This window comes from Roseobacter sp. YIN89, from assembly GCF_057219365.1.
This window is the reverse complement of sequence record NZ_JBXVVD010000003.1, coordinates 158,223-176,861: the sequence shown is the minus strand read 5'-3', so window position 1 is coordinate 176,861 and position 18,639 is coordinate 158,223. Positions and strand designations below refer to the sequence as shown.

The window sequence follows — 18,639 nt, the reverse complement described above, 5'->3', positions numbered from 1 at the left end:
CAGTTTCAGGTCTTTTGTGCGTGCACGTAAACCAGATCGCGCACAGCGGTGAGCACTTCCGCATTGGAAAACGGCTTGGTCATAAAGCGACTGACACCGGCCTTCTCTGCCATTTCACGGTCTTTGCTCTGACCCCGTGCTGTGAGCATCAATACCGGTAAATCCGCTGTTTCGCTGTGACCGCGCAACTCTTCGAGAATATCAAAGCCATTCTTTCCGGGCAGCATAACATCCAGTACGACAAGGTCCGGCGACAACTCACGCACCACTTCCGCGGCGTCTTCGCCGTTACTGTGCGTGTCAACTTTCCAGCCCTCGCGGCTGAGCAGAAACCTGATCGCCTCGATGATATTAAGCTCGTCTTCGACCAAAAGTACATGCTTGCCCATGCACCCTCCTCCCAAAGGGTTATGACGCTGCCCAATGCGCACAGCCATGGCGCAGTAGCGGTACCGTTATCAACAGTTTTTCGCCTGCTGTCAAAACCTTGCTCTGACAAAGCATGCGTGTGCGGGCCATGCATCTCATTTGCTTAGAACTCGTCTGCCAGCAACGACGGCTCGCGGCGGCCCGGACATTGGGTGCGCGGACACACCCCACAGGTCGATCCAATCTCGAGAGCATCAGCAGGTGCCGAGGCCGCGTCTGGCAACAAAAGCATGCTGGCTTGAATCAACGGCGGCGTATTGTAATCGGCCTCTGCCACGACCTCGGCCACCGCATAGCAGTCGAAATGCGCACGTGCCCGCCCCAACTGCACAACCGGAGTTCGAATTACCTGACCGGGTTGCGACAAGGCCGAAAACAACGGCCAGAGCGCACAAGCAGCCCCGAAACGCGGAATGACAAACTGGCCGATGGACTTGCGGAACAGGATGCTCCCGGCACGATCGGCAACCACAAGCCCCGCCTCCACACCGGGCTGCGACGCCAATCGGCGCAGGATACACGCAACAGATACTGAAAAATGGCGCGACAGTTTTATCGGGTCAGCCCCTTTGGACTGGATCACTTCGGTCAAAGCCTCGACCGGAACTGCAGAAATATCTTCATGCGCGCGCCGAACAACTTGACGGGCCAAACCTTTGGCGGACTTGCTTCGCAGGACTTCGGCTTTTTCTATTGCGCGATCCAGCGCGCCCGCCTCGTCTGCCAGCGTGTCAAATCGGTAGTCGATCTGAGACAGAAATGCCTCGACCTCTTCTTGCGGGCTCGACGCACTGTCATTTTCTGTTTGCCCTGCCTCGAAATATGTCACCAGCGCGCGTGAGCTTTCGGCCAAACGAGCACTGTCCTGATTCAGGTTCGCGTGGAACCGGTCGCGCCACTCCGCCTCCAGATCCTTTTCATCCGCAAGGATCGACGCGGTGGAACGGATCGCCGCCGCTGTAGACAGCAATTCGTGCACGGACGCGGCGAGCTGCGGGTCATGCGTCAACCGGTCGCTCAATGTCTCTACCGTACGTTCCAAGGTGGCGATGCGTCTGTGACTGTTGGCGATCGCTTCGGCCCATCCGGGAAATCGGCCGGCCAATTCATCTGCACGCTCTGCCTCGCTGGCGACAAGGTTGGCCGAGGTCGCGGCTTCTCGCAGGGTCGAGATCAGCGCGGCTTCGGCCCCTTCGGTTAGCATGGACGGCTCGACCTTCAGCACTTCCGCGATGTCCAGAAGCAGTTTGCCTCCGATTCTGCGGCGGTTGTGCTCAATCAAATTGAGGTATGACGCAGAAATTCCGAGTGATCTGGCCAAGTCGGCCTGACGCAAGCCCATCACCGAGCGGCGTTCTCTGATCCGGCTTCCGGTTAATCCTTCTCTGGGCATTTCACCCCCTCCTGCAAAGCTGCACGTTTTCAACGACTTTCTGCACCGCAACATCACTTAATTTACAAAATGCCGCAAAGCAATGTGGATTTATTTACAAAATAATCGTGCATTTCAAGGCACTTGTTGCGAAATTTTCCGTCGACCTGCACAACGGAATTTGCACCTTCGTGCTTCATGCCAGCGTCGGGGAGAGGTTCAGACGTCGGCTTGAGTAAACCAAATGGGAGGATTTTCATGTCCAATTCTAACTTTACCCGTCGCGGCCTGATCAAAACAGGTGCCGTGGCTGGTGCAGCCGGATTGTCGCTGCCCACGTACCTGCGTGCGGACGGTCACACTGGCTTTACCAACGCACCGACTGGCAGCACGGTTACGTTGGGTTTCAACGTACCTCAATCCGGCCCCTACGCCGATGAGGGCGCGGATGAACTGCGCGCCTACGAGCTCGCGGTCGAGCACCTGAATGGTGGCGGCGACGGCGGCCTGATGAACACGTTCTCGTCCAAAGCTCTGCAAGGTAACGGTATTCTCGGCAAAAAAGTCGAATACGTCACCGGCGACACGCAGACCAAGTCTGACGCCGCACGCGCGTCGGCCCGCTCCATGATCGAGAAAGACGGCGCTGTGATGATCACCGGTGGCTCGTCTTCTGGTGTGGCTGTGGCCGTACAAGCGCTTTGCCAAGAAGCAGGCGTCATCTTTATGGCGGGTCTGACCCACTCCAACGACACCACAGGTAAGGACAAGAAGGCCAACGGCTTCCGTCACTTCTTCAACTCCTACATGTCCGGTGCCGCCCTCGCGCCGATCCTGGCCAACAACTACGGCAAGGACCGCAAGGCCTATCACCTGACGGCTGATTACAACTGGGGTTACACCACAGAAGAAGCTGTTCGGACATCGACCGAAGCCATGGGTTGGGAAACTGTTGCAGCTGTGAAAACGCCGCTGACACAAACAGACTTCTCGTCCTACATCGCACCCGTTCTGCAATCCGGTGCTGACGTGCTGGTTCTGAACCACTACGGCGGTAACATGGTCAACTCGCTGACAAACGCAGTTCAGTTCGGCCTGCGTGACAAGCAAGTGAACGGCAAGAACTTCGAAATCGTCGTTCCGCTCTACTCCCGCCTGATGGCGAAGGGTGCTGGTGCCAACGTTAAGGGCATCTTCGGGTCGACAAACTGGCACTGGTCGCTGCAGGACGAAGGCTCCAAGGCATTCGTCAAATCCTTCGGCACCAAGTACGGCTTCCCGCCATCGCAGGCGGCGCATACGTGCTACGTACAGGCGCTGCTTTATGCGGATGCTGTCGAGCGCGCTGGTTCGTTCAACCCATGTGCGGTTGGCGAAGCTCTGAAGGACTTCGAATTCGACGGTATGGGCAATGGCCCAACGCTGTATCGCGGCGAAGACCACCAGTGCTTCAAAGACGTTCTGGTCGTGAAAGGGAAAGAGAACCCGACATCCGAGTTCGACCTTCTCGAAATCGTCGAGATCACGCCTGTCGGCCAGGTGACCTATGACGCCTCCATCTTCGGTGGCAATCTGGGTACCTGCAACCCAGGCGCATAAGCGACACGTAAAACGGGGCGGCGCGATGCCGCCGCCCCTGCTTTCTCAACCAGAGTTTCCAATGCAGAACGCCGCTGCGCGCGCTGCTCCCCGGACTAGGGGCCACAATCGTTTCATGAAGGTGGGACCATGGACGCAATCATCCTGCAAGTACTTAACGGCCTCGATAAGGGCTCAGCCTACGCGCTGATCGCTCTCGGCCTGACCCTGATCTTCGGCACCTTGGGCGTTGTCAACTTCGCGCACGGCGCTCTGTTTATGATCGGGGCTTTCTGCGCGGTCACACTCAGCCGCATTCTGACGATCAGCCATACGGTCATCGACGAAACCCAAAAAGACTTTCTCGGAAATCCGCTGAAAGTCGAAGTCCCCTACATCTACGACATTTTCGGTCAGGCCACGGGGGACGCCATCATCGACTGGGCGGTACCGCTGTCGATCCTGTTTGCGATCCCTGTAATGGTCGGCATTGGCTTTTTGATGGAACGCGGGCTGATCAAGCACTTCTACAAGCGCCCCCATGCCGATCAGATCCTCGTGACCTTCGGCCTTGCGATCGTGCTTCAGGAAATCATCAAGTACTTCTACGGTGCTAACCCGATCCCGACACCTGCCCCGGCAGCCTTTACCGGCTCGTTCGATTTTGGCGCAATGCTGGGATTTGACCCGAACACCATCATCTACCCCTACTGGCGCCTTGTCTACTTTGCCTTTGCTGCCTTAATCGTCGGGGCCGTGTTTGCTTTCCTGCAGTTCACCACCTTTGGTATGGTTGTCCGGGCCGGCATGGCAGATCGCGAGACTGTCGGCTTGCTTGGCATCAATATCGACAAGCGCTTCACAATCATGTTCGGCATCGCGGCCGCTGTCGCGGGCCTTGCCGGCGTGATGTACACGCCCATCAACTCGCCAAACTATCACATGGGCATGGACTTCCTTGTCTTGAGCTTTGTTGTGGTTGTTGTCGGCGGCATGGGTTCCCTGCCCGGTGCTGTGCTCGCCGGCTTTCTGTTGGGCATCTTGGAGAGTTTTGCGTCAATGGGCGCTGTTCTCGAAGTACTGCCCGGGATCAATCAGATCATCATCTATCTCGTTGCAATCGTCATCCTGCTCACACGGCCACGTGGCCTGATGGGGCGCAAAGGCGTGATGGAGGAATAAGGCAATGTTCGGACTTACAAAAAAAGATACAACGCTGCTGGTTGTCGTCGCTCTTCTGACGATGCTGGCGCCCTTCATCCTCAACCCTTTCCCGGAAGGGTCTGCAATGGCCCAGTTTAACGCGGGTTATCCAGACCTTATGCAACGGCTGGTGATCTTTGGCATCTTTGCCATCGGGTTCAACATTCTGTTCGGACTGACCGGATACCTGTCCTTCGGGCACGCAGCCTTTCTGGGTGTGGGTTCTTACGCGGCGATCTGGATGATGAAGCTGCTGACAATGAATGTGATCCCGGCAATCGCAATCTCCGTTCTGGTCGCAGGTCTCTTTTCGCTACTGGTCGGCTGGATCAGCTTGCGTCGATCGGGCATCTACTTCTCGATCCTGACGCTGGCTTTTGCCCAGATGTCTTATTCACTGGCCTATTCGGTTCTGACACCGATTACTGGCGGTGAGACAGGGTTGCAGCCCAAAGTTGACGACCCACGCATTCTGGATGGCGCACTAGAAGTAGGCCAGACCCCGCGCGCCAATCTGTTTGGCCTAGAAATGGGTGCGAGCTATGAAATGACCTTCGGCAACTGGGTCTTTACCTTTAACGCGGGATACTACATCGCAGCCATCGTGATGCTGCTGGCGTTCTACATGTCGATCCGTATTTTCCGGTCGCCGTTTGGTATGATGCTTCGGGCCGTGAAATCAAACCAGCAACGGGTCAACTACACCGGCCTGAACTCCAAGCCCTACACACTTGCTGCATTCGTCATCTCCGGCATGTATGCCGGTCTGGCTGGCGGATTGCTGGTGGCCATGGATACACAGGTCGGTGCGGAGCGTATGTTCTGGACAGCCTCTGGCGAAGTGGTTCTGATGACCATCCTTGGCGGTGCCGGCACACTTATCGGACCGGTTCTGGGCGCAGGTTTCATCAAATACATGGAAAACATCGTCTCCAAGATCAACAAGTCTGTGCTGGAACAATGGTTCGCCTTCATGCCCGACGGGATCGAGGATTTCCTCATCACAATCGTTTACCCCTTCGTCGGTAAAGGGTGGCACCTCACGCTTGGTCTGCTGTTCATGCTGGTCGTAATCTTCCTGCCCGGTGGACTTGTGCAAGGTGGCCAAAAGCTTGCAGCCGTGTTCCGCCGCAAGGATCAAAAAAGCGCGGATGCTGAACTTGACGCGGCCAAGCAACGCAATACGCCGCCGGCGGAATAAGGAGAAACGACAATGGGAATTCTCGAAGTCAAAAATGTCGGCAAACGGTTTGGCGGATTGCAAGCCTTGGGGGATGTTAACCTCAGCATCAAGGAAAATTCGGTACACGCCATTATCGGCCCGAACGGCGCTGGCAAATCGACCCTGCTCAATTGCCTCGTTGGCAAGCTGATCCCCGATACCGGATCGGTCATGTTCGACGGGCAATCAGTTCTGGGGCGCAAGCCGCACCAGATCAATCAGATGGGCATCAGCCGCGTTTTCCAGACACCAGAGATTTTTGGTGATCTGACTGTTCTGGAAAACATGATGATCCCCTGCTTTGCCAAGCGGGACGGTGCTTTCGGGTTGAATGCCATCAGCTCCGTGATGTCGCAAAAGGACATCGTGGAACGCGCGGAACACGTGCTGACAGATCTCAACATGGCAGACAAGCGCCACATGACCGCCAGTTCCATGTCGCGCGGCGACAAACGGCGACTGGAGATCGGTATGTGTCTTAGCCAAGAACCGCGCCTTTTGCTGCTGGACGAGCCGACCGCAGGCATGGCGCGCGCCGACACCAACAACACGATCGACCTGCTGAAACAGATCAGTGACGAACGGGATATCACGATTGCTATTATCGAGCACGATATGCACGTGGTTTTCAGTCTTGCGCAGCGCATCACCGTGCTGGCTCAGGGCACGCCGCTGGTGGAGGACACGCCCGACAACATCAAGGGTCACCCGAAAGTACGCGAAGCCTATCTGGGCGAAACGCAGACGGCTGCATAAGGAGGCGCGCAGATGAATGTCAAACCTGATTTCTCGAAGAACTCAAACAAGGCGGCAACTGCCCCCGCTTTCCTGTCAGTATGGGATCTCGAAGCCTATTACGGGGAAAGCTACATCGTCCAAGGCATAAGCTTTAATGTGCACGAAGGCGAAATCCTCGCGCTTCTGGGCCGGAACGGTGCGGGCAAAACATCGACGCTACGCGCGATCGCCCGACTTGCCAGTCCCGAGGTACGCCACGGCGAGGTCTGGCTGGACCATCAGCCACTGCACAAGATGACCAGCTATGAGGCAAGTCAGGTTGGTCTGGGCCTCGTACCCGAGGACCGTCGCATTATCGCGGGTCTGACGGTTGAGGAAAATCTCAAGCTTGCTCAGATCGCACCACCGATCGGATGGTCTATTGATCGGGTCTATGATCTGTTTCCGCGTCTGCGTGAGCGACGCAATCAAGAGGGTGTTACCCTGTCGGGCGGCGAACAACAGATGCTGGCGATTGCCCGCGCGCTTTGTCGTGACATCAAGGTTCTTTTGCTGGACGAACCCTACGAGGGCCTCGCACCCGTGATCGTGGATGAGATCGAAAAAACACTGCGCATCATCAAAGAGCAGGGCATCACGACCATTCTGGTTGAGCAGAACGCTGTGCGTGCGCTCGAGCTTGCTGATCGCGCGGTGATCCTTGATACCGGCGGCATCGTTTTTGACGGTACGGCCGCGGAAGTGCTGGAAAACAAAGAGTTACGCGAAGAATATCTCGCCATCTGAGAGAGCGCCCCCCCTGTACGCTCTCTTTGCAAAACCATCCACTGCCACAGTGGGTGGTTTTCTTTTTGTTTAACTGTTTTTCGTGAATCGTGCCCGAAGTTCTGTTTTCAGTACTTTGCCATAATTGTTCTTTGGCAAACCGCTTACCGAAATGTAGTCTTTGGGGCGTTTGAACCGCGCAATGTTGTCGAGGCACAACTTGTCCAGCGCCGCGCGATCAAAGTCCCCCACAACAAAGGCAACAACCTCTTCGCCCCAATCGTCATGTGGTCGTCCCACGACGGACACTTCGACAACAGCAGGGTCCATCAGCAAGACCTCTTCGACCTCGCGCGGGTAAACGTTAGAACCACCTGTAATGATCATGTCTTTGGACCGGTCCTGCATGGTGACGTAACCGGCTTCATCCATGAAACCCATATCACCGGTCATCAACCAGCCGTTCACAAGTGTTTTGGCAGTTGCGGCCTCGTTTTGCCAGTAGCCGGGCATGACTATGTCCCCGCGCACCATGATCTCACCGTGCGTGCCGATCGGCTGTGGTGCGCCATCCGCGTCACCGATGGCCACTTCGACAGCAGACTGCGCGCGCCCCACCGACTGCAGGCGTGCCTGCCACCCGTCAAGTTCACGTTCGCAAACATCTTCGCGCGACAGAACCGTGATGCCCATCGGACATTCCCCCTGCCCGTAGATTTGCACGAAAATCGGACCAAAATGGTCAACAGCCGCGATAATGTCCGCGTTATACATCGGCCCCCCGGCATAGACGACTGTTCGCAGGCCTGCGCCCGTGCGACCCTCTTCACGCGCGACCTGGGTCATGCGCGTTACCATTGTGGGTGCGGCAAAAATCTGAACATTGTCAAAGTGCTCGGCCAGATCGTAAATTTCGACAGGATCAAAGCCGCCTGACGGCGGACAAACGTGGCGCGCCCCTGCCCGAACATGCAGCATGTTGTAGATGCCTGCACCATGGCTCATCGGCGCGGCATAAAGCGTCGTATCATCGCCGCTGACAGGATCAGCGTCAGACACGTAGCACAGGCTCATCGTCATCAGCATGCGATGGGTTATCATGACACCTTTGGGTTTGCCGGTGGTACCCGATGTATAAAAAAGCCACGCCAAATCATCCGGCGCCCTGTGCACGACCTCTGGCATTGGCGGGTTGGTCAGCATTTGCGAATAGGTCTTGCCTGCCAGGTCTATGATCTTTTCATCAGAAATGCCTACATCGCGCAAAGCCGCGGCCTCGGACGGCGTGGCAAAAACAACCTCTGCACCTGCGTTCTCGATAATGAACGCGGCTTCTTTTCCGTGCAACTTGGCATTGATCGGGACGACGGCCGCGCCCAAAATCCAGATACCGTAAAAGGCGACAAGGTATTCTGGGCGGTTCTTCATGAAAATGGCAACGCGGTCACCAGAGCGTACCCCGCGCGATTTCAGTGCCGTGGCGACGGCCCCCGCCTCTGCCCAGAAACGTCCATAATCCGCGACACATTCCTCTCCCAGAAACAGCGCCGGACGGGTGGGCGCTTTCTCGGCTTGCCGTTGCAGCCAAACTGCGAGGTTCAAAGCGTTTCTCCTCCAAATGTTCGCCAAGAGAGTACCGACATGAGGTGCCTGCGCAAGAGGCGGGTTTCCATGGCGTCACCCTTGGCCTATAACTGGCCCGCAGGAACAGGGGCGCATCAGAACAAAGCCCCGGCCAAGAACGGTTTGAGGACATACATGACAAAGAAGACCCATGACGCTGACGTGGCCTTTATTCAGGCCTTGGCGGAATTGCTGCGCGAAAACGATCTGACCGAATTGCAGGTCAAAAGAGATTACGGTGCCGATGACAGTTTGAACGTCCGGGTCAGCCGTCACCTGCAACAAACTGCGGCACAAACTGTTGCGGTGGCCCCCCCGGCCGCGCCCGTAGCCGCCTCTGCGGCAGCACCCGCTCCCGCTGCGCCCGCGCAGACGTCAGGCGCCGCTGATCCAGCAGACGATCCTGGCGCGGTTACTTCTCCGATGGTCGGCACCGTCTACATGCAGCCAGAACCCGGCGCAGCGGCGTTTATATCGGTCGGCGCGAAAGTCGAAGAAGGCGATACGCTGCTGATCGTCGAAGCCATGAAAACGATGAACCACATCCCTGCCCCACGCGCAGGCACCGTTAAGCGTATAGTTGTCGAAGACGGCGCAGCGGTCGAATTCGGTACGCCTCTCGTTATCCTCGAATAGGAGCGGTGTGATGTTCAAAAAAATTCTGATTGCCAACAGGGGCGAGATTGCCCTGCGGGTGGTCCGTGCCGCGCGGGAAATGGGTATTTCCACCGTCGCTGTTCACTCGACCGCAGACGCAGATGCCATGCACGTCCGCATGGCCGACGAAAGCGTGTGCATTGGTCCTCCGCCAAGCCCGTCAAGCTATCTGTCGGTTCCCGCAATCATCTCGGCGTGTGAAATCACCGGTGCCGAGGCGATACACCCCGGCTATGGGTTTTTATCTGAAAACGCGGGCTTTGTTCAGGTTGTCGAAGACCATGGCCTGACCTTTATCGGCCCCACAGCCGAACACATCCGCATCATGGGCGACAAAATTACGGCCAAGGACACGATGAAGAAACTTGGTGTCCCTTGCGTACCGGGATCAGAGGGCGGCGTTGCCAGTCTCGATGACGCCAAGCGGATCGGCGAAGAAATCGGATACCCTGTCATTATCAAGGCGACCGCAGGTGGCGGTGGACGCGGCATGAAAGTTGCGGCATCGGCCGCAGAAATGGAAAAAGCCTTCATGACCGCGCGCGCCGAGGGCAAATCAAACTTTGGCAACGACGAGGTATATATCGAGAAATACCTCACGACCCCGCGCCATATCGAAATTCAGGTCTTTGGCGATGGCAAGGGAAACGCCGTTCACCTTGGCGAGCGTGACTGTTCTTTGCAGCGGCGGCATCAGAAGGTGTTCGAAGAGGCCCCCGGTCCGGCAATTTCGCCTGAAGAGCGCGCCGCAATTGGCAAAACCTGCGCTGACGCGGTGGCGCGCATCAATTACATCGGAGCCGGTACAATCGAGTTCCTGTATGAAAACGGCGAGTTCTACTTTATCGAGATGAATACCCGTCTTCAGGTCGAACACCCTGTGACCGAGGCCATTTTTGGCGTCGATCTGGTGCGTGAACAGATCCGGGTTGCGGCGGGTATGGATATGTCATTTGGCCAAGACGACCTCGACATCAACGGCCATGCCATCGAGGTCAGGATCAATGCCGAGAAACTGCCAAAATTCTCGCCTTGCCCGGGTCGCATTACGCAGTATCACGCGCCGGGCGGGCTTGGTGTGCGGATGGATTCCGCGCTTTACGACGGCTACTCGATCCCGCCGTATTATGACAGCCTCATCGGCAAACTCATCGTGCATGGCAGAGACAGGCCTGAAGCACTGGCACGGCTCAAACGGGCACTGGGCGAGCTGATTGTGGACGGCGTCGACACAACCGTACCTCTCTTTCACGCGCTGCTCGAAGAAGATGCTGTGCTTTCAGGCGGCTATAACATCCATTGGCTAGAGCACTGGCTCGAAACCAATCTTGGCGATGGATAACGCCGCACCACGATGGAGCTGACACCGGATTTGCTGATGCGCGGCTATGCAACGGGTATTTTTCCCATGGCCGAGCATCGCGATGATCCTGAAATCTTCTGGGTGGATCCACAGCGCCGGGGCGTTATGCCGCTTTACGGGTTTCATGTCTCTCGGTCGCTGCGGCGGGCGATGCGCACAACCGCGTTCTCTGTATCGGTCAACACAGCCTTCGACGCGGTCGTTGAGGGTTGTGCTGATCGATCAGACACTTGGATCAACGACAAGATTCGCAGTCTTTACAATGCGCTACACCAAGGCGGAGCTGCGCATTCGCTCGAGATATGGGAAGGGCAGAACCTCGTCGGTGGTGTCTACGGTGTGACGCTGGGGGCGGCATATTTCGGCGAAAGCATGTTTTCCCGGCGAGACAACGCCTCCAAAATGGCGCTCGCCTGCCTCGTCGACCGTCTGCGCGAGGGGGGCTTCACCCTGTTCGACACACAGTTTCTGACACCGCATCTGGCATCATTAGGCGCGATAGAGATCGATAGGGCAGCGTTTCGAAAAGCACTGGATGACGCGACCGCACGCGCGGCGAGTTTTACGTCGCCTATCGTGCGCACCCCTCAGGAAGTGGTGCAGCGCATCACCCAAACATCATAGCGCGGATGCTCCAATGCAGACAGCGCGGGTGACGAGGCAATCATCCATCCCGAAAAGACGACGTCCTGACTGCGCGCTTCGGTAATCTCCAGAGCGGCAAAAGCATCCCCTGCAGGGTTACCGACTGGATAACGACACGAAATCAATTTGATCTTGATGAATTCCAACTGCACCTCACCGCCTTTGGGCAGGGTCACGTTGAAAATTTCGCCGTTAATCTTGTCGATCGCGCGTAGCTGAACGCCGGGTGCTTCCGAGACCTGTTGCGCACCCGCAGACCCGGCGCCCGCACAGAGTGCGGCTAGGACAGCCGCCCAACGGATCATTCCGCGGCGCCGCCCACGAATTTCATCAAAAGAGAAACCAAACTGACCGCGCCTTGGGTGTCTTCAATGGTTGCGCCAGCTTCAAAGAAGAAAGGCGAGCCCCCGGGCACAATCTCGACAAAGCTGCCGCCAAGCAGGCCTTCTGAAGAGATGATAATCGCACTGTCATCGGGTATCTCGATGCCTGACTGCACCGAAACCGTCGTATCCGCCCGGTAGGTTTCGGGGTTCAGCGTTACGTCTGACACAGTACCGATCTTGACCCCTGCGAGGCGCACGTCAGACCCGACTGCGACGCCTTCTAGGCTGCGAAAGCTGGCTTGCAGCGGGTAATCCGAACCGGTGCCCGAAAATCCGGAAACCTGCCCTGCGTAGACAACGAATGCGATAGCTGCGGCCAAAACGCCCGCGCCGACAAGAACTTCGGTGGTATTTTCTGACATCTCGGTTACTCCGGCGTCCATGCCTCGTAGTCACTGCGCGGCGCAGGTTCTGCACGGCGAATAGACCCTGTGGGCGCATAAGCGAGTGCCGTGCCGGTCAGATTTTCCAGATGCGGCTTTTCCCAAGATTTGTGCGGCAATGGATTGTCCGTTGGCGGCGCATCCCATGTATGGTGCAGCCATCCATGCCAGTCCGGGTCGACACGGCTCGCCTCCGCTTCGCCATTGTAAATGACCCAACGGCGCTTTTTGTCCTTGGTCTCATAAAAGATATTACCTTGACTGTCTTCGCCGACCTTGACCCCGTGACGCGAAGTCCAGAACTGGGTGTTGAGCGTTTGCCCGTTCCACCAAGTCACTGCGCGCAGCAATGTATTCAATATACCCATGGCCTGCATCTCCAGTCGCACTGTTGGTCAACATATGCCGTATTGCTTATCAAACGTCCAGCAGGATGCCGCGTTCCGCGACACTAAATCCGCGTGATGCACAGTTGTCGCAGGCGTTGCGTGGATGACAGGCAAAAGTGTTGCGTTGGACTTGCCAGCCAGTGGCATCCAAACCGAGCAATCCAGATGCCGGACAGCAGGTTTACTGGCGGCACAACCGCGCGCGCCGCCAGTCCTGCCAGTTTCATAAAATGACTAACTTGCCTCAGGCGCCCAGCAAAAAAGGCGGGCTCGATGCCCGCCTTTTTTGCATTTGGTCAGATGGCCGGCCTTTTACCCGGCAGATGCAGGCTCTTTTTCGGCGTCCGCATAAATCATAAGTGGCGCGGCATCGGATGTCACAGCCTCTTCGTTCACAACAACCTCGGTGACGCTGTCGAGACCTGGAAGATCGAACATGGTGTCCAACAAGATGTCTTCAAGGATCGACCGCAGACCGCGTGCCCCGGTTTTGCGTTCAATCGCCCGTTTTGCGATGGCAGACAAAGCATCATCGGTAAATGTCAGCTCAGTCTCTTCCAACTCGAACAGCCGCTGGTACTGCTTTACCAGCGCGTTTTTGGGCTGGGTGAGAATAGTTACAAGCGCATCCTCGTCCAAGTCTTCCAGCGTTGCCAAGACAGGTAAACGGCCGACAAACTCCGGGATCAGCCCGAATTTCAACAGGTCTTCGGGTTCGAGGTCTGTAAAGATTTCGCCAACGCCACGCTCGTCATTCTCGCGTACGTCCGCACCGAAACCCATCGCCGACCCTTTGCCGCGCGCCGCGATGATCTTGTCCAGACCCGCAAAGGCGCCACCACAAATGAACAGGATATTGGTTGTATCAACCTGCAAAAATTCTTGCTGCGGATGCTTGCGCCCACCTTGCGGCGGCACAGAGGCAACTGTGCCTTCCATCAGCTTCAGCAGCGCCTGCTGAACGCCTTCGCCAGACACATCACGCGTGATCGAGGGGTTCTCGGACTTTCGCGTAATCTTGTCGACTTCATCGATGTAAACAATGCCGCGTTGCGCCCGCTCTACATTGTACTCCGATGCCTGCAACAGCTTGAGAATGATATTTTCAACGTCCTCGCCCACATAACCGGCTTCGGTCAGCGTGGTCGCATCCGCCATTGTGAAGGGCACGTCGAGAATACGTGCAAGCGTCTGCGCCAAAAGTGTCTTACCGCACCCCGTCGGGCCGATGAGCAGAATGTTGGATTTGGCCAATTCAATCTCACCGCCCTTTTGCGCGTGATTGAGACGCTTGTAGTGGTTATGAACCGCGACCGACAAAACCCGCTTTGCCATCGCCTGTCCGATCACATAATCATCCAGAACCGCACAGATGTCCTTGGGGGTCGGCACACCGTCTGTTGCCTTCAGACCGGACGCTTTGGTTTCCTCTCGGATGATGTCCATGCACAGTTCAACGCACTCGTCGCAGATGAAAACCGTCGGTCCCGCGATAAGCTTGCGTACCTCGTGCTGGCTCTTGCCGCAAAAGCTGCAATATAGCGTATTCTTGCTGTCGCCGCTTGAATTCGTTGCCATAACTGGCCTTTCAAAACTTGCGTGTCACGTTTGCCGCCCGGCGGTCCGGGCAGCGTCCTAAATCCCTGTATGCCAGCTTAAGACACCTACTGCAGGTCCACAATCGCAAAATGGTAAACTCTGCAACAGGCAAAGCAGTGTGTCTTAACTTTCATCTTCCGCCTTGCCACGGTTCTCAACGATCTCATCAATCAGACCGAAATCCTTGGCTTCTTCGGGGGACATGAAGTTGTCACGCTCCAGCGCATTCTCAACCTTTTTAAGGGTTTGGCCCGTGTGCTTGACGTAAATCTCGTTCAACCGGTCCTTCAGCTTCTGAGTTTCCTGCGCGTGGATCATGATGTCAGTTGCCTGTCCCTGATAACCACCCGAAGGCTGGTGCACCATGACCCGGCTGTTAGGCAGAGAAAAGCGCATGCCCGCCTCACCTGCGGTAAGCAGCAACGACCCCATCGATGCGGCCTGACCAATCACCAGCGTGGAAACCTTCGGCTTGATGTATTGCATCGTGTCATAGATCGACAGCCCGCTGGTCACCACGCCCCCTGGCGAGTTGATATACATCGAAATTTCTTTAGAGGGATTTTCCGCCTCAAGGTGCAGCAACTGCGCGACGATCAGCGATGACATGCCGTCGTGCACCGGGCCGTTGAGAAAGATGATGCGCTCCTTCAAAAGGCGCGAGAAAATGTCATAAGCGCGCTCGCCACGGCTGGTCTGCTCAACCACCATGGGCACGAGATTCATGTATGTTTCGATAGGATCTTTCATGTGGGCTGCCTGCTTGCTGTTGTCCGGCAGGACCATACCCGCCAGACCGTTGAAGAAACATTAGTCTTGCCACAGGGGGGCTGCAAGGGGGGGCATTCAACTTTGGATTTAACGGTTGAACCGTGCCGCTTTCCGACTAGCTCGCCGGATATGAGCGAATATTTTGAACCAACCAAAGCAGCCGCACTTGAGCGCCTTGCCGGATTTGTCACCAAGGCGGGACATTCGTATGCGGCCCGAAGAAATTACGATCTCGGGCCCGGCAATCATGCATCGGTTTCCCAACTTTCTCCCTATCTGCGCAGCCGTGCCGTAACCGAAGAGGAAATCATCAAAGCTGTTCTGGAACATCATTCGTTCAGTGCTGCTGAAAAATTCATCCAAGAGGTATTCTGGCGCACATACTGGAAAGGTTGGCTAGAGCTGCGTCCTGCGGTTTGGGAACAGTACCTCTCGGCGCTTGGACGCGCTTGGGATGATGTGCAAACCCAAAGCGGTTTGCGTCAACTTTGGGAAACCGCTTGCAGGGGGGAAACCGAGATTGGCTGCTTTAACGCATGGGCAAAGGAACTCGTCGAGACGGGTTATTTGCACAACCACGCGCGGATGTGGTTTGCCTCGATCTGGATATTTACTCTGAAACTACCTTGGGAATTGGGCGCAGATTTCTTTCTGCGGCATCTGCTTGACGGTGATCCCGCATCAAACACACTGAGCTGGCGCTGGGTGGCGGGCATTCAGACGCCTGGAAAGACTTACCTCGCGCGCACCAGCAATATCTCCAAATTCACCGAAGGGCGGTTTCACCCCAAATGGCAGCTTGCTGGCGACGCACCTGCCATGGCGGGGCCCGATGCGCCATCGCCGCGCGCCCTGCCCCAACCCACCCCGGTCAACATGGACAAGCGCTCCGGCTGGTTGGTACATGAAGATGACCTCAGCATAGGCCATGTTTGCGTGACACCACCCTCCGTGGCCAATGCAATCCTCGCACCACAAACAAAGATCGGGCCGTTGCTTCCCGCTCCTGCGATTGGCGAATTTCGCCTGAACCTGATGAAAGACGCAGTTGCGCGTCACCACGGCCAGCCGGACGACGTTGTCGTGCTGCAAAACGCCGCTGATCTCGTCCAATGGAGCCGCGAGCAAGGTTTGGAACAAGTCGTCACGCCACATGCCCCCGTGGGTCCAGTAGCCCAAACGCTGCATCAGGCGTCGACACTGCAGGACATGCCACCTATTGTTGCTTTGATGAGAGACTACGACCGCATCGCGTGGCCGCACGCAACCAGAGGCTTTTTTCCGTTCAAAAAGCACATCCCCGACTTCATTCGCACGCTGGGTCTGAGCCGGACGGACACCGCATGAACGCAAATAAGAAAATTAAACATTCTCGTCACGCGTGCGTTACAATTCCCCGTCACTGATCGATCTGCTGTGCAGCGTAAAACTCATACACGCCGCAAGCTTTAAAAAATGCTGACACCAAAAAAAGGGGGCCACCATGGACCGCAAGCAGATCATCAATGATCCAGATTATGGAAACAAGGCGGAAGCCTTTGAAGCCTTTGATGATATTCCCACGAATCCTAATTTGAGCCGTACAATCGGCGACGTCATCAATGCGCGCTATGGTCGACGTGACGTACTGCGCGGTGTACTGGGCGTGACAGCGACAACTGCTCTGTTCGGAACAACAGCAATGATCGCACCCAAGCAAGCAGCCGCGGCATCCGCGAGCCGCTACAGTTTTGACGAGTTGACTTGGGGCAATGACGAAACGCACCACATCGCCGAAGGTTACAACGCTGACGTACTGTTGCGCTGGGGCGACCCGATCACTGCCGACGCACCCGAATTCGACGTCATGAACCAGACCGTTGACGCACAACTCAAACAGTTTGGTTACAATAATGATTACGTCGGCTTCACCTCGCTGAACGAAGACGGAACGCGCGGTTTGCTCTGCGTTAACCACGAATATACCAACGAAGAAGTAATGTTCCCCGGCCTTGGTCGTCAGGACCGCGACGGGTTCAAGGGCATGACGAAAGACATTGTGGATATCGAGATGGCCGCCCACGGCGGTACAGTGGTCGAGATTGCCCAAGGTGCTGACGGCAAGTGGTCTTTGGTCAAGGACAGCGCGTACAACCGACGCATTACACCTTACAACACCGAAATGGTGCTTGACGGTCCCGCTGCCGGTCACGACCGGATGAAAACAAATGACGATCCGACAGGTTTGTCAGTCATTGGCACGATCAACAACTGTGCTGGCGGTATGACCCCATGGGGCACATATCTGATGGCCGAAGAAAACTTCCACGGCTATTTCTGGACCGACGTCAGAGATTCTGACGACAAAGCAGATGTCTCGGCGCATTCCGATGCTGCCAGCAAGAAAAGATATGGCGTTCCCGGTGGCTGGTATGCCTGGGGCAAATACTATGACCGCTGGAACATCGACAAAGAACCAAACATGCCAAACAAATACGGCTGGGTGGTCGAAGTTGACCCGCGCAATCCGGATGCCAAGCCGATCAAACACACAGCTCTGGGTCGTTTCCGTCACGAAGGCGCCGAAACAACCGTCTCCAAGGACGGGCACCTCGTTGTCTATTCGGGAGACGACAACCGGTTTGACTACCAGTACAAGTATGTCTCTGGCGGTACGATCAAAGATGAAACGGCAGTCTTCGGGTCATCCCTGTTCTCGGACGGCACGTTGTATGTGGCGCGTTTTGACGAGGACGGCACCGTTGAATGGATGCCGCTGGTCTATGGCCAAGGTCCACTGACAGCCGAGAATGGCTTTAACAGTCAGGCAGATGTTCTGATCGACACACGTCTGGCAGCCGACCTGCTGGGTGCCACACCAATGGACCGGCCCGAGGATGCGCAACCTGGTCCGAACGGCACGGCATATCTGATGTTGACCAACAATACCCGTCGCAAACCCGATCAGGTCAACGCTGCCAACCCCCGCCCTGAAAGCTCCTTTGGTCACATCATTGAGATCAAAGAGGACAATCAGGACCACGCGTCTACCAAGGGCACATGGTCGATCCTTGTGAAATGTGGCGACCCCGCAATTGCCGAAGTCGGCGCACAGTGGAACCCGGAAACATCTGAAAACGGCTGGTTTGGTTCCCCTGATAACGCTGCGATGGATGCAGATGGTCGCCTGTGGATTTCTACTGACCAAGGCTCGGGCTGGGGCAAAACCGGAAAATCTGACGGTCTCTACAGCCTTGAGACTGAAGGGGATCTGCGCGGCCATTCGAAACTGTTCTTCCGTTGTCCGGTCGGGGGCGAACTTTGTGGTCCCTATTTCCACGACAGCGGCGAGACGCTGTTTCTTGCCGTACAGCACCCTGGCACCGACGGCACCAAAGATTTCAAAGGGTTCGAGCGCAATTCGACCTTTGAAGACCCGGCCACACGTTGGCCGGATTTCGACGCGGCCATGCCGCCGCGTCCGTCGGTCGTTGTTGTGACAAAGCGGGGCGGCGGAAAAATCGCGATCTGACCGCC

18 protein-coding genes are annotated in these 18,639 nt (G+C 56.4%); 10 read left to right on the top strand and 8 right to left on the bottom strand.

Annotated features, from left to right (window positions below):
* Positions 1–5: 5 nt before the first annotated feature.
* Together AC2D8V_RS13260 and AC2D8V_RS13255 are read right to left on the bottom strand one after the other, a co-directional pair.
* Positions 6–389, bottom strand: a complete 384-nt coding sequence (locus AC2D8V_RS13260) for a response regulator transcription factor (RefSeq protein ID WP_484734052.1) — start codon at positions 387–389, stop codon at positions 6–8.
* Positions 390–532: 143 nt separating this feature from the next.
* Positions 533–1,822 carry a short-chain fatty acyl-CoA regulator family protein gene (locus AC2D8V_RS13255; protein WP_484734051.1) on the bottom strand — a complete coding sequence of 430 codons (1,290 nt, stop codon included), beginning with the start codon at positions 1,820–1,822 and terminating at the stop codon, positions 533–535.
* Positions 1,823–2,059: 237 nt separating this feature from the next.
* On the opposite strand from AC2D8V_RS13255, the gene AC2D8V_RS13250 reads away from it, so the two are divergent.
* The 5 genes from AC2D8V_RS13250 (at position 2,060) to AC2D8V_RS13230 (ending at position 7,328) form a co-directional block, all read left to right on the top strand.
* Positions 2,060–3,400, top strand: a complete 1,341-nt coding sequence (locus AC2D8V_RS13250) for a substrate-binding protein (RefSeq protein ID WP_484734050.1) — start codon at positions 2,060–2,062, stop codon at positions 3,398–3,400.
* Between the two features lie 129 nt (positions 3,401–3,529).
* Entirely contained in the window at positions 3,530–4,561 is a 1,032-nt protein-coding gene (locus tag AC2D8V_RS13245; RefSeq protein WP_484734049.1) for a branched-chain amino acid ABC transporter permease, read from the top strand.
* Positions 4,562–4,565: 4 nt separating this feature from the next.
* Positions 4,566–5,783, top strand: coding sequence for a branched-chain amino acid ABC transporter permease (locus tag AC2D8V_RS13240; RefSeq protein ID WP_484734048.1), 1,218 nt, complete (start codon positions 4,566–4,568; stop codon positions 5,781–5,783).
* Between the two features lie 12 nt (positions 5,784–5,795).
* Entirely contained in the window at positions 5,796–6,560 is a 765-nt protein-coding gene (locus AC2D8V_RS13235; protein ID WP_484734047.1) for an ABC transporter ATP-binding protein, read from the top strand.
* A gap of 12 nt (positions 6,561–6,572) precedes the next feature.
* Complete coding sequence (locus tag AC2D8V_RS13230) at positions 6,573–7,328, top strand: ABC transporter ATP-binding protein (protein WP_484734046.1); 756 nt, start codon at positions 6,573–6,575, stop codon at positions 7,326–7,328.
* Positions 7,329–7,397: 69 nt separating this feature from the next.
* Here AC2D8V_RS13230 and AC2D8V_RS13225 read toward each other — a convergent pair whose 3' ends face one another.
* A complete protein-coding gene (locus AC2D8V_RS13225; RefSeq protein WP_484734045.1) occupies positions 7,398–8,909 on the bottom strand; it encodes a class I adenylate-forming enzyme family protein in 1,512 nt (503 codons plus the stop codon).
* 156 nt (positions 8,910–9,065) lie between these two features.
* On the opposite strand from AC2D8V_RS13225, the gene accB reads away from it, so the two are divergent.
* The 3 genes from accB to aat are packed head-to-tail and all read left to right on the top strand — an operon-like array spanning position 9,066 to position 11,574.
* Positions 9,066–9,566 carry an acetyl-CoA carboxylase biotin carboxyl carrier protein gene (gene accB / locus AC2D8V_RS13220; protein WP_484734557.1) on the top strand — a complete coding sequence of 167 codons (501 nt, stop codon included), beginning with the start codon at positions 9,066–9,068 and terminating at the stop codon, positions 9,564–9,566.
* A gap of 10 nt (positions 9,567–9,576) precedes the next feature.
* Positions 9,577–10,929: an acetyl-CoA carboxylase biotin carboxylase subunit gene (gene accC / locus AC2D8V_RS13215; protein WP_484734044.1), complete on the top strand. Its 1,353-nt coding sequence runs from the start codon at positions 9,577–9,579 to the stop codon at positions 10,927–10,929.
* A gap of 12 nt (positions 10,930–10,941) precedes the next feature.
* Complete coding sequence (gene aat / locus AC2D8V_RS13210; protein WP_484734043.1) at positions 10,942–11,574, top strand: leucyl/phenylalanyl-tRNA--protein transferase; 633 nt, start codon at positions 10,942–10,944, stop codon at positions 11,572–11,574.
* Here aat and AC2D8V_RS13205 read toward each other — a convergent pair.
* From AC2D8V_RS13205 to AC2D8V_RS13185, 5 genes are all read right to left on the bottom strand, one after another.
* Positions 11,538–11,900, bottom strand: coding sequence for a DUF2155 domain-containing protein (locus AC2D8V_RS13205; protein ID WP_484734042.1), 363 nt, complete (start codon positions 11,898–11,900; stop codon positions 11,538–11,540). The genes aat and AC2D8V_RS13205 overlap by 37 nt on opposite strands.
* Positions 11,897–12,343 (bottom strand): outer membrane lipid asymmetry maintenance protein MlaD, encoded by a 447-nt coding sequence (gene mlaD, locus AC2D8V_RS13200; protein WP_484734556.1) that lies wholly within the window; start codon positions 12,341–12,343, stop codon positions 11,897–11,899. Before mlaD ends, AC2D8V_RS13205 begins: the two co-directional genes overlap by 4 nt.
* Positions 12,344–12,348: 5 nt before the next feature.
* Positions 12,349–12,732 carry an NADH:ubiquinone oxidoreductase subunit NDUFA12 gene (locus AC2D8V_RS13195; RefSeq protein ID WP_484734041.1) on the bottom strand — a complete coding sequence of 128 codons (384 nt, stop codon included), beginning with the start codon at positions 12,730–12,732 and terminating at the stop codon, positions 12,349–12,351.
* 333 nt (positions 12,733–13,065) lie between these two features.
* Positions 13,066–14,331 (bottom strand): ATP-dependent Clp protease ATP-binding subunit ClpX, encoded by a 1,266-nt coding sequence (clpX, locus tag AC2D8V_RS13190; RefSeq protein WP_484734040.1) that lies wholly within the window; start codon positions 14,329–14,331, stop codon positions 13,066–13,068.
* A gap of 144 nt (positions 14,332–14,475) precedes the next feature.
* Positions 14,476–15,102, bottom strand: a complete 627-nt coding sequence (locus AC2D8V_RS13185; protein ID WP_484734039.1) for an ATP-dependent Clp protease proteolytic subunit — start codon at positions 15,100–15,102, stop codon at positions 14,476–14,478.
* 150 nt (positions 15,103–15,252) lie between these two features.
* Here AC2D8V_RS13185 and AC2D8V_RS13180 point away from each other — a divergent pair, with 150 nt between their 5' ends.
* On the top strand, positions 15,253–16,470 hold the full coding sequence (locus AC2D8V_RS13180) for an FAD-binding domain-containing protein (protein ID WP_484734038.1): 1,218 nt from the start codon (positions 15,253–15,255) through the stop codon (positions 16,468–16,470).
* A 136-nt stretch (positions 16,471–16,606) separates the two neighbouring features.
* On the top strand, positions 16,607–18,634 hold the full coding sequence (locus AC2D8V_RS13175) for a PhoX family protein (protein WP_484734037.1): 2,028 nt from the start codon (positions 16,607–16,609) through the stop codon (positions 18,632–18,634).
* The last annotated feature ends 5 nt before the right edge of the window (positions 18,635–18,639 follow it).